Below are 13,673 nucleotides of genomic sequence, written 5' to 3' on the forward strand. Positions count from 1 at the left end.
CCGGTCAGGCGTTCAGGCGTCCCGGGTCGCGAAGGCCGGCAGGCGGGCGCGGCCGGACTCCCGGAACGCCGTGGGCGTCTGGCCCGCCAGCCGCGCGAAGAAGCGCGAGAAATAGCCGGCGTCCGCGAAGCCCAGCGTCATGGCGATCTGCTTGATATCCAGGTCGCTGAACAGCAAGTCCCGTTGCGCCTCGGCCAGCAGGCGCGCATGGATCATCTGCAGCGGCGAGGCGCCGGCGAGCTGCCGGCAGATGCGGTTGAGCTGCGTCGAGGTGACGCCGATCGCATCGGCGTAATACGTGATTTCCTTCTGCGCGCGGTAATCGGATTCCAGCAACTGCTGGAACTGCTGGAAATGCCGCGCGGGGCGGCTGCTGGCCTGCGCCGTGGCCGACCCCGACGCTTCCGCCAGCCGCGCGATGCCCACCAGCAGCAGCGTGAGCAGCGCCGAGGCCGCCGCGCCGCGCCATGCGGATACCCCCTCCATCTCCATCCTGAACAGCGCCAGCGTGCTGGCCAGCGCGTGCCGCCGGCCCACGCGGTCATGGCGCGGGTGCTCGAACAGCTTCGGCGTGCCGGGCACGCCCGCCAGCAGCGTGCGCAGGTAGCTCTCGGTCATCGTCACGATGATGCCGTCGGTATCGGGCGAGAACACGAAGCCATGCACGTGGTGCGGCGGCATCGTGATCAGCGACCCGCCCGACAGGCGCTCGCGCCGGCCATCCAGCAACGCCTCGCCGCTACCCGTGTGGATGTACAGAATTTGAAGGAAGCGCTCGTGCCGGTGCGGCTTGATCTCCCAGGCGTATAGCTGGCTGCGCGAGGCGATCGACTCGAAATGCAGCTGATCCAGCAAGGGTTCGGACGAATTGACGCCGTAGAGCGAGTAGGTGGGGACGGTCTTCATGGGGGCGCACTGCGTCAGGCCGGCAATGTACGGATTTTCCTGTTGTTGGTTCGATCTGTCCATTCCGGCCGGGGGGCGGAACCTCTATCGTTAGGTCCAACAGATCCATAAAACGACATCACACCAGGAGACACGCCATGGCCCCCAATGGCTCCCATATCGCCCATTCCACGCGCGTCGCCATCGTCGGCGCCGGCCCCGCCGGCCTGTTGCTCGGCCAGTTGCTGACCGTCGCGGGCATCGACAACATCGTCATCGAACAGCGTGGCCCCGACTATGTGCTCGGCCGCATCCGTGCCGGCATCCTGGAATCCGTGACGGTCGATGCGCTGACGCGCGCGGGCGTCGATGCGCGGCTGCATGCCGAGGGATTGGTGCACCACGGCATCGAGCTTTCATACAACGGATCGCGCCATCACATCGACTTCCAGGCGCTGATTGGCCGCAGCGTCACCGTGTATGGCCAGACGGAAGTCACGCGCGACCTGATGGCGGCGCGGCAGGCTTCCGGCATGCCAATCGTGTACGAGGCGCATGACGTCTCGCTGCACGACTTCGACACCGCGCGGCCGAAGGTGCGCTATCGCAAGGACGGCGTCACGCACGAGGTGGCCTGCGACTACATCGCCGGGTGCGACGGTTTTCACGGCGTCAGCCGCGCCAGCGTGCCGGAGACGTCGAAACGCATCTTCGAGCGCATCTATCCGTTCGGCTGGCTGGGTATCCTGTCGGAGACACCGCCCGTTGCCGACGAACTGATCTATGCCAGCCACGAACGCGGCTTTGCGCTCTGCAGCATGCGCTCCAAAACGCGCAGCCGCTACTACGTGCAGGTGCCGTCGTGCGAGAAGGTGGAGGACTGGTCCGACGCGCGCTTCTGGGACGAACTGCGCAGCCGGCTTGACCCTGAAGCGGCGGAAGCGCTGGTCACGGGCGCGAGCATCGAAAAGAGCATCGCGCCGCTGCGCAGCTTTGTCTGCGAGCCGATGCGGTTCGGCCGGTTGTTCCTGGCCGGCGACGCGGCGCACATCGTGCCACCCACGGGGGCCAAGGGGCTGAACCTTGCCGCCAGCGACGTGCTGTACCTCGCCGATGGCCTGATCGGCCTCTACCAGAACGACGACGCGCGCGAGCTCGATGCCTATTCGGAGAAATGCCTGCGCCGCGTGTGGAAGGCGGAGCGATTCTCGTGGTGGATGACGTCGCTGTTGCACCGCTTTCCCGATGCGGATGACTTCGCGCATCGCATCCAGCAGGCGGAGCTTGATTACCTCGTCGGCTCCGAAGCCGCGTGCAAGTCGCTGGCGGAGAACTACGTCGGCTTGCCCTGCGAGTAGACCCCGCGCGGCACCCAGGCGCGTAGGACGACGCCGATGCCGGCATCAGCCCCGCGCCGACAGCGCAGGGCGCAGCCGTTCATGGACAATGCCGATGTTGCCTGACGGCCCTGCGGGCCGGGGCGCCAGGGGAAAGCCGGCATGAAAAGACAGGGCCTCCGCAGACGGGACATCGACCGGGACTTCAGCCGGGACTTCAGCCGGGACACCAACCGGCAGGGCGCGAATGGCCGGGGCGAGCGACGATCGGCATTCGCGTGGCTGCCGCTGGCGCTGGCCTTCGTCACGTCCGCGCTCGCCACGCCGGCCAGCGCGGATACGGTGGCTGCCGACCCGCAGCCGCAGCCGTTGGCCACCATCGAAAAACTCGACGTGTCGCGCTATATGGGCACGTGGTACGAGATCGCCCGGTTCGGCAACCGCTTCCAGCGCCAGTGCGTGGGGCACGTCACCGCACAGTACACGGCCAGGCCAAACGGCACCGTCGCGGTCGTCAACCGCTGCCGCAAGCAGGATGGCACCACCGACGAGGCCGATGGCGTGGCCCGGTCAGTCGGATCTCCCGACTCGCCCAAACTGGAAGTGCGCTTCGTGCCGGTGTGGCTGTCGTTCATCCCGATGGTCTGGGGCGACTACTGGGTGATCGACCTCGATCCGGATTACAAGCTTGCCGCGGTCAGCGAGCCGGGCCGCAAGTATCTGTGGATCCTGTCCCGGACGCCGCACGTGGAGCGTGAGGCGTATCAGGCGCTGCTCGGCAGGCTGGCGCAGAGCGGCTTTGACCTCACACGACTAGAAACGACCCCGCAAGACTGAAGGTGTTTCGCATCGCCAATTCCATATTTTCTGCATATGAATAGCAGATGAGACATATATTTTACGTGGCCACCCCCCGGTGATACCGTCTCGCTCCAGCAATCCGGCACAAGTACCGGATGCGCCTGGAGGAGACCCGAATGAAATCCGGAAACACCGGCTGGCGGCGCGGCGCGCTGCTGGCGGCCGCGTTGGCGGCCACTGCGTTGATGACCGCCTGCGGCGGTGGCGAAGACGCGCCCGCGGCCTCGACGTCGAACAGCCCCACGGGACCCGGGCAGGATGCCCCCGGTAGCGCAGGCCCCGTGCTGAGCGCGCAGGCGGCCTGCACGGCGCTCAATGGCGTGAGCCTGCCGGCATCGAGCCTGACGCTCGCGTCGGGCGGCGTCACCGTCACCGCGGCCACGCTGATTGCCGCCGACGCCGCCGGCAACACGCTGGGCGAGTACTGCCAGGTGCGCGGGGCCATCGCGCCCGTGGATGCGTCGGCGTCCAACATCAACTTCGCGGTGAACCTGCCCTCGCAGTGGAACGGCAAGGGCATCCAGTTTGGCGGTGGCGGGTTTGATGGCGCGCTGATCGACGGCACCGAGACTGTGCGCTTTGCGTTGCCCGACGATCCCGCGCCGCTCGCGCGCGGCTACGTCACCTGGGGCGATGATTCCGGCCACCAGAGCACCAGCATCACCGATGGCCGATTCGCGACCAACGACGAAGCGCTGGCCAACTATGGTGGCGACACCCTCAAGAAGACCCATGACGTCGCCATCGCGCTGATCAAGCAGCGTTATGGCAAGGCTCCCACGCGCGCCTACTTCCTGGGGACATCCACCGGCGGCCGCGACGCGCTCTCCTACATCCAGCGCTGGCCCGCCGACTACGACGGCGTGATCGCCAACGAGCCGGCGCTCAACTACACGGGCACGCGGCTGTCCAACGTGGCCGTCGGCCGGGCGCTGTACCTGAACGGCGGCGCCGGCTGGCTCAACATCAACAAGACACTGCTGGTGCAAAACGCCGCGATGACCGCCTGCGACGCGCTCGATGGCGTGGCCGACAAGGTGGTGAGCAACGTGGAAGGCTGCCGCGTCGGCGCGATGACAGTGCTGGCCAGCCTGCGCTGCCCGGGTGGCACGGATGCGGGCGATACCTGCCTGTCCGACGCGCAGATCGCGACCGTCAAGGCCATCGAACAGCCGTTGCAGCTGACCTATCCGCTGGCCAATGGCGTCACCGTGGCCGGTGGCTACAACCTGATGGAAGGCGCGCTGGTGGCGGGCCCGTTCACAACGCGTGACCTCGGCACGCGCGCGGTGCCCGGCAATCCGGCCACGACAGCCGATGCCAACATGTACGTGACGGGCGACCAGTGGGTGAAATTCTTCATCACCCGCAACGCCACATTCGATGCGCTGACGTTCGACCCCGCCAGCCCGGGCAGCTGGACGTCCCGCGTGCAGGCCGTCTCCGCGCTGACCGATGCCACCAATCCCGACTTGTCCGCGTTTCTCGGCAAGGGTGGCCGCCTGATCCTCCTGCACGGCCTGGCCGATGAAGTCATCAGCCCGAATTCCACCATCGCCTGGTTCAAGGCCGTGGCGGCGCGCGTGGGGCAGGCGGCCGTCGACACCGGCATCCGCTTCTATACGGTGCCCGGCATGGGCCACGGCACGGGCAGCTTCCTGCCGGCGTGGAATTCGCTGACTGCGCTGGAAAACTGGGTGGAAATGGGCGTGGCGCCCGGCACGCGCACGGTCATGGACACCAACGCGGGGACCTATGGCCGCACGCGCCCACTGTGCCAGTATCCGTCGTGGCCGAAGTTCAAGGGATCGGGCAGCGCGGATGCCGCGATCAACTACACGTGCGAAGGGGCGACGGGCGTCGTGCAGTCGTGCCTGAACATGCCATCGGCGGTGACGACGTGGAAGGGCGGCAATACCAGCGGGGAAGAGCTGACGGTGCAGATCGACCCGGCCACGCTCCAGTACACCGTCAAGATCGATGCCAGCCTGCAGCGGACGGCCGGGACCACGCGGTCCGGCCAGCTCGTCTCGCAGGGGGGCTGCACTTATGCCAGCGACGAGAATGGGGCGCGCTTTACCTTGACCGGCGGCGGGGTGCTGGCGGGCGGGGTCAAACCGGTCTCGGGCGCTGGCTTCCTGCCACTGGTGGCGTTCCGGAATGTCTCGGCGGACTTCAAGGCCGTCGCCGATATCTATAACGTCAACGGCATCCAGACGGCCGTGGCCGACGGATCGGTGACGGTGCGCACGGGCTCGGCGCGGCTGCGGTCATCGGCGGCGACGTGGCAGACCTGCGCGGCCACGGCCACGGGTGGTTTCATCCTGTATGACGCGGCTTGCGCCAATACGACCAAGGGCTACATCGTCTGGAATGCGGCGCGCAATGCGTTCGACTATTTCGTGGGCGGGACGATTGCCGCCGGCGATGGCGTGCTGAGCGGGTCGCTGATCAGCGGCATGGTCAACGGGGTGCCGGTGCCTGTGATCCTGACGCGGTCGGCCACGGCCTACGGCATGAACGTCTATGCGACACAGCCGCCCACGCTGCCGCTGGCGACGGGCGCGGCCGATGGCTCGTATCGCGTGATGGCGACCGATGGCAGCCAGATCAGCGCCGACCTGAACGGCACCAGCCTCGTACGCAACGGCGTGTCGGGCACGCTGACCTACAACCAGCCGGTGCTGGGCGTGATCGGTGCGTCGGGCGGTGTGGTGGGATCGTACCTGGTCAACAGCGGGCTGCTGATCGGGACGTCGGCGGGGCGGTTCGAACTCGGGTTGCTGAACTGAGTACTGCACTGCGTTGCCTTCCGTAACGGAAGGGGGGCGGGCGCCGGCAAAAAAAGCCGGCGCCCGGCGGCGTCACAGGTCGTCGTCGCCCTTGCGACGGTGCCGCGCCGCGATCCGGTGCGTCAGCGCCACCAGCGCCGCAAGTGCCGGATCGGTATTGGCCTCGCGATAACCAAGCGTCAGCGGCGCGCGCAGGCGGTCGGCCTCCACCATGCGGCAGTACGCCACGCCGTGGCGATTCAGGCCCGCCATCGATGCCGGCACCACGCTGACTCCGGCCCCGGCGGCCACCAGGTTCAGGTTGGTCAGCATGCGCTCCACTTCCGCGCCCACGTGCGGCGTGAAACCCAGCGCCTCGCACTCGCGCAGCAGATCCCCATACATCCCCGGCGCACCGGGGCGGCGCACCAGGATGAAGGGGTCCGCCTGCAGCGCGCGCAGCGATACCGGCGTGCCGGCGGCGATGCCCTCCGCCGCGCGCTCGCGCAGCAGCGGGTGATCCAGCGGCAGCGCGATCACCATCTCTTCCTCCAGCAGCAAGTCAAAGCGCACACCGTCCGGATGCTGGACGGGCGCGCGCAGCAGCGCCGCGCTCAGGGTGCCGTCGGCCAGTTGCTCGATGGCTTCGGCGGCATTGCGTTCCGTCAGCGACAGCGCCACGCGCGGGAATTGCCGGCGGCAGGCGCGCAGCACCTCGGGCGTGAGCTTGTGGGCCGCGGCGGAGCTGGTGAAGCCGATGGCAAGCGCGCCTTCGTCGCCGCGCGCCATCCGCTGCATGCGCGCGCGCATCTGCTCGATCCTGGCAAACAGGTCGGTCGCATCGGCGTGCAAGGCCGTGCCCGCGGCCGTCAGCGCCACGCCGCGCGGCTGACGATCGAACAGCGTCACGCCCAGTTCGGTTTCCAGCGCCTTGAGTTGCTGGGAGAGCGGGGGCTGCTGGATGCCGAGCTGTTCGGCGGCGCGTGTGACGGAACCGCTCTCCGCCACGGCAAGGAAGTAACGCAGGTGTCTCAGTTCCATGGCGGTATCAATATGTAGAAAGTATGGGTAGACAGTAATGCATATATTTTACTTGCGCACCAGTCGGGCCTAGTATTGGCGTTTTGCCCGATGCGACGGGACCGACATCAAGGAATCAGGAGACACACCATGCCCCACGCTCGTCCGCGTGCCACCGCTGCCACGCTGCTGGCCGCCACCGTGACCGCGATGACCGCCATGACGGTTGTCGCGGTCGTCGCGGGATGCGCCAGCACGCCCCCGGCCCCGGCCACCCAGGCAAAGGCCGCCAAGCCGCAATGGCAGCGCGTTCATCTTGGTGCCGGCGCCGGTTACGACTTCCCCGTCTACGCCAACCATCCGTTCAGCGGCGATATGAGCCGGATTCGCGAAGTGGTGTTCGTCCAGCATGGCCTGCAGCGCAATGGCGACGACTACTACGCGGCCGGGGCGGAATTGCTGAAGGCCAGCGGCCGCAATCCTGACGAGGTCCTGCTGATCGCGCCCAACTTCCCCGGCACGCCCGACGCCGCCAAGCATTTCGACAACATGCCGGTGTGGACCACGCAGGGCTGGATCGGCGGTGAAGACGCGGTGTCCGGGCCCGGCGCCGGTGTGAGCTCGCTGCAGGTGCTGGACGACCTGGTGGCCTACGTCACGGACAAGGGCCGGTTCCCGGCGGTCACCAAGGTCACCGTGGCCGGCCATTCCGGCGGCGCGCAGATCGTGCACCGTTACGCGGTCCTCAACAACGTGGACGAAAAGGTCCGCGCGCGCGGCATCGACCTGCGCTACGTGGTGGCCAACCCGTCGTCTTATCTCTACTTCACGCCGGATCGGCCGGTGGCCCCGGAATACAAGCGCTTCGCGCCCTACAGCACTGCCACCTGCGCGGACTACAACAAGTACCGCTACGGCATGCAGGACATGGTCGCCTATGCGCGCGGCGCCGACGGTATGGCGCTCTACCAGCGCTATATGCAGCGTCAGGTGACCTATATGGTGGGGGCCGAGGACAACGATCCCAATCATCGCGTGCTGGACAAGGCGTGCGGCGCGGAAGCCGAGGGCCCGACGCGCCTGCAGCGCGCACGCGGCTACCTGCGCTACGAGCAGTTCCTGGCCAAGCCGGGGCAGGCGAGCACGCGGCAGGCGTTCGAAGTGGTGGGCGTGGGCCACGACCAGGCGCGCATGTTCGGGTCCCAGTGCGGCGCGCGCGCCGTGTTCGGCCTGGACCCGGCCGCCAATCCTTCCGGCGCCACCTGCCGCGCGCCGCAACTCTGAAGCGCTTCCCGGGCGCATCGCGAACGCATCCGGATGCGCCCCGGACCGGGTTTGTCCGGGCGGCGGCCGCGTTGGGGCGGTGCTAGGATGCCGGCCATCCGATTCGCGGTCTCCCATCCATGTTCTCGCCCGGGCGGTCCGGCCGGCGCGCACGCCGCGCGCATGGCGGGGCGCAAGCCATCCTGCCGGCTCTCCTGATTTTCAGCGGACCTTCCAGCACGCCCGTCCGCGCATTTCCGCGCGTGGATGACGCCGCGCACGCCCACACGCACGCTCACACGCACGTCCACACGCCTGCTATCGCGCCTGCCATTGCGCCCGACCTCTCCCGCCGTCGCCTGCTGTGCGGGCTGGCGCTGTGGCCGCTTGCCGCGCCGTGGCGGCACGCCGTCGCGACGGACGCGGTCATGCACCTGCTGGTGGGCTATGCCGCCGGCGGCGGCGCGGATCATATCGCCCGCCTGCTGGCCGACAGCCTGAGCGCGGACGGCGCCATCACCATCGTCGAAAACCGGCCGGGCGCCGCCGGCCAGGTGGCGCTGCATGAAGCCGCGCGGGCCGCCGCCGATCGGCAGACGCTGCTGTTGGGCACCGTCGGGTCGGTCAGCATCAGTCCACTGATCGCGGCCGCACCGGAACCTCCCGCCGCACCGCTCCAGCCGATCGCCATCGTCGCGAGCACGCCCCATGTCCTGCTGATGGCAGGCGATGGCAGGCGGCTGCGGGAGGCGGATGCCCGCGCCGCATTGCAGGCGCGGCTGGCCGAGGCGCGCCGCCGGCCGGGCGAACTGGTCTACGCCTCCCTGGGCGTCCATTCCAGCGCGCATCTCGTGGGGGAGCTGATGTGCCATCAGGCCGGCGTTTCGATGACGCACGTGCCCTATCCGGGGAGTGCCCGTGCGCTGGTGGACCTGCAGGGCGGCCATGTGGCGATGCTCGTCAGCACGCTGCAGGCTGCGCTGCCGTTGATGCGCCAGGGCAGGGTGCGCGCGCTGGCCGTGACCGGTGCCGTGCGCAGCCCGCTGGCGCCCTCGGTGCCGACCTTTGCCGAAGTGGGCGTGGATGGCATGCGTCAGGACGCGTGGTATGGCGTGCTGGCCGCGCCCAGCGTATCGGCGGCCCAGTGCGCGGCGTTGTCGCGGCGATTCGCGCGATTGCTGCAAGATCCGGCGTTGCGACGCCGCCTCGGCCAGGACGGCGCGGAGCCGCTCGGCCTGACCGGCCAGCAGGCCGTCGACTATCTGGCCCGCCAGCGCGAGGTATGGCGCCAGGCCATCCTCAAGGTATCCGACCGGCTGGCTTGAGTGCGTTGCCCGAATGGGGCTCACTGGAGTGGGGTGCCCCACGATGCGCTCCACCACGAACCGCCTATCCCCTCTACAATCGCTGGAAACCCCGCCCGCGCCGCCCGCCTGATGCCAGGCTTCGATACTCCGGATGGTCACGGCGCAGAACAATCGCGAGAATTCATCATGTGGGTCACCCGCCGCCGCGTCTTGCCCAGCCTGGCCGCCGTGCCGGCTGCCGTGCTCGCTGTTCTGGTCATCGTCGTCATGCCGGGCAATCCGGCCCGGGCCGCCACCCTGATGCCGGCGCCGCACGACCCGGGGTCCGCCAGCGCCCCCGCCGCGCCCTCCGACAACGCTGCCGGTAGTTCTGCCGCCAAGCCTGCCGATGCCGACCTCAATGCTTCGCTGACCCGGCTGATCCGGGCGATGAACTTCGCGCGGCTGATGACCATTGGCATGGACCGTGCGTTTGCCAGGATGCCGGACAGGATCGGCTCGATTCCCAAGGAAAAGCTCAAGGCCTGCACCTACGCGCGCCTGTCGCCCGAGGTCCTGGAGCAGGTCGTGCGTCCCGCGTTTGCGATGACCTTTACCGACCCCGCGCTGATGGACCAGCTGGCGACGGTGTTCGAATCGAGCTTCGGCATGAAGCTGATCGAACTGGTGATCGAGAACAAGCCGATGGACCCCAGCTATTTCACGCAGGCCGAAATCGAGGAGGCCAACCGGTTCGGGAAAGCGCCCCAGATCGCGGCCTTCCTGAACGGCAATGGGTTCGGCGCGCTGATGAAGTCGATCTATCCCTATGTGATGACGGCCGGCGTCCAGGCGCGCGAAGCCTGCATGCGCGAACTGCTGCCGCGCCAGGTGCCGATACAGAACCCGCGCCCGACCTGATCCGCCACCGTGACGCATTGCCTCGTCTGACTTGTCCACCTGAACCGCCTGGCCTGGAGCCAGGCCCGCCACACCTGCCCGACCTGTGACTGCTCCCGCGCCAACACCCACCATCCCGGCCCGCCGCCCCGTGGCCGCGTTTTACCTCTACTACGTGGCGCTCTACGCGCCGGTCGCCATCATCATCAGCTTCTTTCCGCTGTGGATTCGCGCGCAAGGGCTGACCGACCGGCAGACCGGACTGGTGCTGGCGCTGGGCAGCGCGCTGGCCGTGGTGGTCAACCCGCTGGTTGGCGCGATGGCGGATCAGGCGCGCAGCCGCAAGACCATCCTGCTGGTGCTGGTGGCCGGCTCCGTGGCCAGCGCGGGGCTGCTGTTCGCGGTGGACGGGTTCGTGGGCGTGCTGCTGGTCTTCCTGGCCATGCGCGCGTGTGCGACCAGCCTGTCGTTGAGCGAATCCATCGCGCTGGGCAGTGTGTCGCGCTACGGATTCAACTTCGGGCGGTTGCGCAGCGCCGGGTCGATGTCCGTGGTGGCGATGTCGGTCATCCTGGGCTGGCTGATCGATCGTGCCGGCGCAGGCGTCATTGCGTGGGTGCTCCTCGTCGCCTACATCGCGCAAGGGCTGTTTGCCATGACGTTGCCGGGCGACAGCGTGCGCGTGGGCCAGCGCGTCAGGGGCCCGGTGATGCAGGTGCTGCGGCTGCCGGGGTTTGCGCTGCTGCTGGGCAGCGCGGCGGTGTCGCAGGCATGCCACGGTTTTTTCTATAGCTACAGCGTGCTGTTCTGGAAAAGCGTGGGGTTTCCGGCCTCGGTGATCGGCTACCTGTGGGCGTTGGGCGTGGTCGCGGAAATCGTGGTGTTCAGCGTGAGCGGCCGCATCGTCGCGCGCGTCGCGGCGCCCGGGCTTATCGCGCTGGCCTGCATGGCCGGCGTATTGCGATGGACGCTTATCGGCCTGGCGCCACGGGTGGACGTGGCGATCGTCGCCCAGTTGCTGCAGGGGGCCACGCTGGCGCTGACCCAGCTTGGTGCCGCGGAGTACATCCGTACGCGCGTCCCGGCAGCGGTGCTGTCCAGTGGCACCGGCGTCTACGCCGCATGTGGGGGATTGTTCACGGCCTTCTGCGTCTACCTTGGCAGCTTCCTGTTTCCCAGCGTGGGCGGGCGGGCCTTCCTGCTGAGTTCGGCCCTTTGTACGCTGGGGGCGATCCTGGCGCTGATCCTGCGCGCCCGCGAACGGCGCGCAACAGTGTCCGCGCCGCGCATCGTCTGACCCGGCCTCCGGTTTGTGCGCGCATCGCCGCCGGCACGGCGCAGTTGTCTTCCCTTCCCAACACAGTTCCGGCCGTCGTTCAAATTAGTTCGGCAAGCGTCGGGGCCGTGAATCTATTCTGGAGAATTCACGCGCGGCGACGCTCGTCGTCCGTGCGAATGCCTTGACGCGGTCCGGCACGCCGCGTGGGGGGGCGACGGCAGGGAGGGGACGATGAACGGTAACCGGATTGGCGGGGGCGTGTGGCGTCGCCTGTGTATCGGCGGTCTGATCGCGGTCACGGCCTTCGCGGCCCGCGCCGGCGAAGTGACCGGCGCCGGCTCGACCTTCGTCTACCCCATGCTCGCCAAATGGGCGGCCACGTACTACGTCAAGACGGGCCAGCAGGTGAACTATCAAGCGACCGGGTCGGGCAACGGCATCAAGCAGATCAAGGCAGGGAACGTCGACTTCGGCGCCTCGGACATGCCGCTCAAGCCAGAGGAGCTGCGCGCCGCCGGCCTGGCCCAGTTTCCACTGGTCATCGGTGGCGTGGTGCCCGTGGTCAATCTGGACGGTATCGCACCGGGGCAGGTGCGGCTGACCGGCCCGCTACTCGCGGATATCTTCCTCGGCAAGATCAATGACTGGAGCGACCCGGCCATCGCCGCGATCAATCCCGGCATCCGTTTTCCGGCGCAAAAGATCGTCGTGGTCCATCGGAGCGACAGCTCGGGCACCACATTCAACTGGGCGGACTACCTGTCCAAGGTCAGCACTGAATGGAAGAACGGCGTCGGCGCCGGCACCACGGTCAAATGGCCCGTGGGCATCGGGGCGAACGGCAATGACGGCGTGGCCATCTACCTGAAGAACGTCAAGGGGTCGATCGGTTACGTCGAACTGTCCTACGCGTTGCAGCGCCGCTTGTCTTACGCGTCCGTGCAGAATCGCGGCGGCAACTATGTGACACCCACGCGCGAATCGTTCAGCGATGCGGTGGCGTCGGCCGCATGGCAGAAGAGCGCGGACTTTTACCAGGTGGCAACGGATGCGCCTGGCGCCAATGCGTGGCCGATTGCCGGGGTCGTCTTCGTGATCATGCCCCGGACGGCCAGGAATCCCGCGGCGACGCGGAGTGCGCTGGCTTTCTTCCGATGGGCGCTCAACGACGGGCAGGCCGACACGCGCGTGGAGAACTACGTGTCGCTGCCGCCCGATCTGGTCAGGCAGGTCGAGTCCTACTGGGACGAGAATATCCGGTGAAGGATCGATGAAGGATTGATGACGGTTCGGTGATGATTCGGTGACGGTTCGGTGAAAGGCGAGAGGGCAGTGAGAGGCTGAGCGAATTCAGCCGTGCGAATGCGTGGCCGGAAAGCGTGGCCGGAAAGACTGGCCGGAAAGACTGGCCGGAATGCAGGCGCCGGAACACCCTTCTTGGATGCTCCGGCGGGGCCCGTGTCAGAAAGCACGCCGTTGACCTGCGGCGTGCCGCGACAACCGTGGAGATGTCGCCACGAGACCGAAAGGTGCCGGACCCGGCCGTCGGTTACGTCAGTTACTGCTGACGGCTCTTGTCCTGCTGTTGCTTGTTGCCTTGCTGGCCTTGCTGTCCTTGCTGTCCTTGCTGACGGCCGGTGTCTTGCTGGGGTTGGCCGGAGCGTTGATCCTGGTTGCCCATCTGGCCGCCTTGCTGACGTTGCTGATCCTGCTGGCCGCCTTGCTGGTTACCGCGTTGGCCGGGTTGCTGCTGCTCATGCTGCTTTTGGCCCGGTTGGGATTGGTTACCTTGCTGCTGCTGTCCCATTGCTGTCTCCTGCTGTCTGCTGCTGTCTGCATTACGCGGCGAGGCTGCCGCACCGCTATCCGTGCAAGCCGCGTGCCACAGCCGGAATGTGTGCGGTATGGCATCTCCCGGCCGGGCAGGTAACGCATGCACGTCACCTCCCGTCATCTCCCTTGTGCCGATTTACAACCGTGCGGTGTTTTTACATGCCGCGCGACGGTGGTGACGGCATCACAAGCGGATTTGCCGTTGCAGGGCTTGTCTCGCGGACGGGTCCCCTCGCTG

The 13,673-nt window shown here is 67.6% G+C and carries 11 protein-coding genes; 8 read left to right on the forward strand and 3 right to left on the reverse strand.

What is annotated here, in order from left to right; all coding sequences use genetic code 11:
* Positions 1–12 precede the first annotated feature (12 nt).
* On the reverse strand, positions 13–906 hold the full coding sequence (locus tag BLR29_RS11830) for a helix-turn-helix domain-containing protein (RefSeq protein ID WP_092137324.1): 894 nt from the start codon (positions 904–906) through the stop codon (positions 13–15).
* Between the two features lie 137 nt (positions 907–1,043).
* Here BLR29_RS11830 and pobA point away from each other — a divergent pair, with 137 nt between their 5' ends.
* The 3 genes from pobA (at position 1,044) to BLR29_RS11845 (ending at position 5,875) form a co-directional block, all read left to right on the forward strand.
* Positions 1,044–2,243 (forward strand): 4-hydroxybenzoate 3-monooxygenase, encoded by a 1,200-nt coding sequence (gene pobA, locus BLR29_RS11835; protein ID WP_092137147.1) that lies wholly within the window; start codon positions 1,044–1,046, stop codon positions 2,241–2,243.
* Positions 2,244–2,384: 141 nt separating this feature from the next.
* Positions 2,385–3,059, forward strand: coding sequence for a lipocalin family protein (locus BLR29_RS11840; protein ID WP_092137148.1), 675 nt, complete (start codon positions 2,385–2,387; stop codon positions 3,057–3,059).
* Between the two features lie 140 nt (positions 3,060–3,199).
* On the forward strand, positions 3,200–5,875 hold the full coding sequence (locus BLR29_RS11845) for a tannase/feruloyl esterase family alpha/beta hydrolase (protein WP_255371196.1): 2,676 nt from the start codon (positions 3,200–3,202) through the stop codon (positions 5,873–5,875).
* 72 nt (positions 5,876–5,947) lie between these two features.
* On the opposite strand, the gene BLR29_RS11850 is transcribed toward BLR29_RS11845, so the two are convergent.
* A complete protein-coding gene (locus tag BLR29_RS11850) occupies positions 5,948–6,895 on the reverse strand; it encodes a LysR family transcriptional regulator (RefSeq protein WP_092137149.1) in 948 nt (315 codons plus the stop codon).
* Between the two features lie 198 nt (positions 6,896–7,093).
* On the opposite strand from BLR29_RS11850, the gene BLR29_RS11855 reads away from it, so the two are divergent.
* The 5 genes from BLR29_RS11855 to pstS all read left to right on the forward strand — a co-directional run bounded on the left by BLR29_RS11855 (position 7,094) and on the right by pstS (position 12,865).
* Complete coding sequence (locus tag BLR29_RS11855) at positions 7,094–8,158, forward strand: alpha/beta fold hydrolase (RefSeq protein WP_369804598.1); 1,065 nt, start codon at positions 7,094–7,096, stop codon at positions 8,156–8,158.
* Between the two features lie 119 nt (positions 8,159–8,277).
* Positions 8,278–9,462, forward strand: a complete 1,185-nt coding sequence (locus BLR29_RS11860; protein WP_092137151.1) for a Bug family tripartite tricarboxylate transporter substrate binding protein — start codon at positions 8,278–8,280, stop codon at positions 9,460–9,462.
* Positions 9,463–9,630: 168 nt separating this feature from the next.
* The gene (locus BLR29_RS11865) at positions 9,631–10,344 is read left to right on the forward strand and encodes a hypothetical protein (protein WP_143018447.1); all 714 of its coding nucleotides are present in this window, start codon (positions 9,631–9,633) and stop codon (positions 10,342–10,344) included.
* An 85-nt stretch (positions 10,345–10,429) separates the two neighbouring features.
* Positions 10,430–11,620: an MFS transporter gene (locus tag BLR29_RS11870; RefSeq protein WP_092137153.1), complete on the forward strand. Its 1,191-nt coding sequence runs from the start codon at positions 10,430–10,432 to the stop codon at positions 11,618–11,620.
* 213 nt (positions 11,621–11,833) lie between these two features.
* Positions 11,834–12,865, forward strand: coding sequence for a phosphate ABC transporter substrate-binding protein PstS (gene pstS / locus BLR29_RS11875; RefSeq protein WP_092137154.1), 1,032 nt, complete (start codon positions 11,834–11,836; stop codon positions 12,863–12,865).
* 295 nt (positions 12,866–13,160) lie between these two features.
* Here the strand turns inward: pstS and BLR29_RS32410 are convergent, their stop codons facing one another.
* Entirely contained in the window at positions 13,161–13,409 is a 249-nt protein-coding gene (locus tag BLR29_RS32410) for a hypothetical protein (RefSeq protein WP_176860925.1), read from the reverse strand.
* Positions 13,410–13,673: the final 264 nt, after the last annotated feature.

Source organism: Cupriavidus sp. YR651, assembly GCF_900101625.1.
Classification (GTDB): domain Bacteria; phylum Pseudomonadota; class Gammaproteobacteria; order Burkholderiales; family Burkholderiaceae; genus Cupriavidus.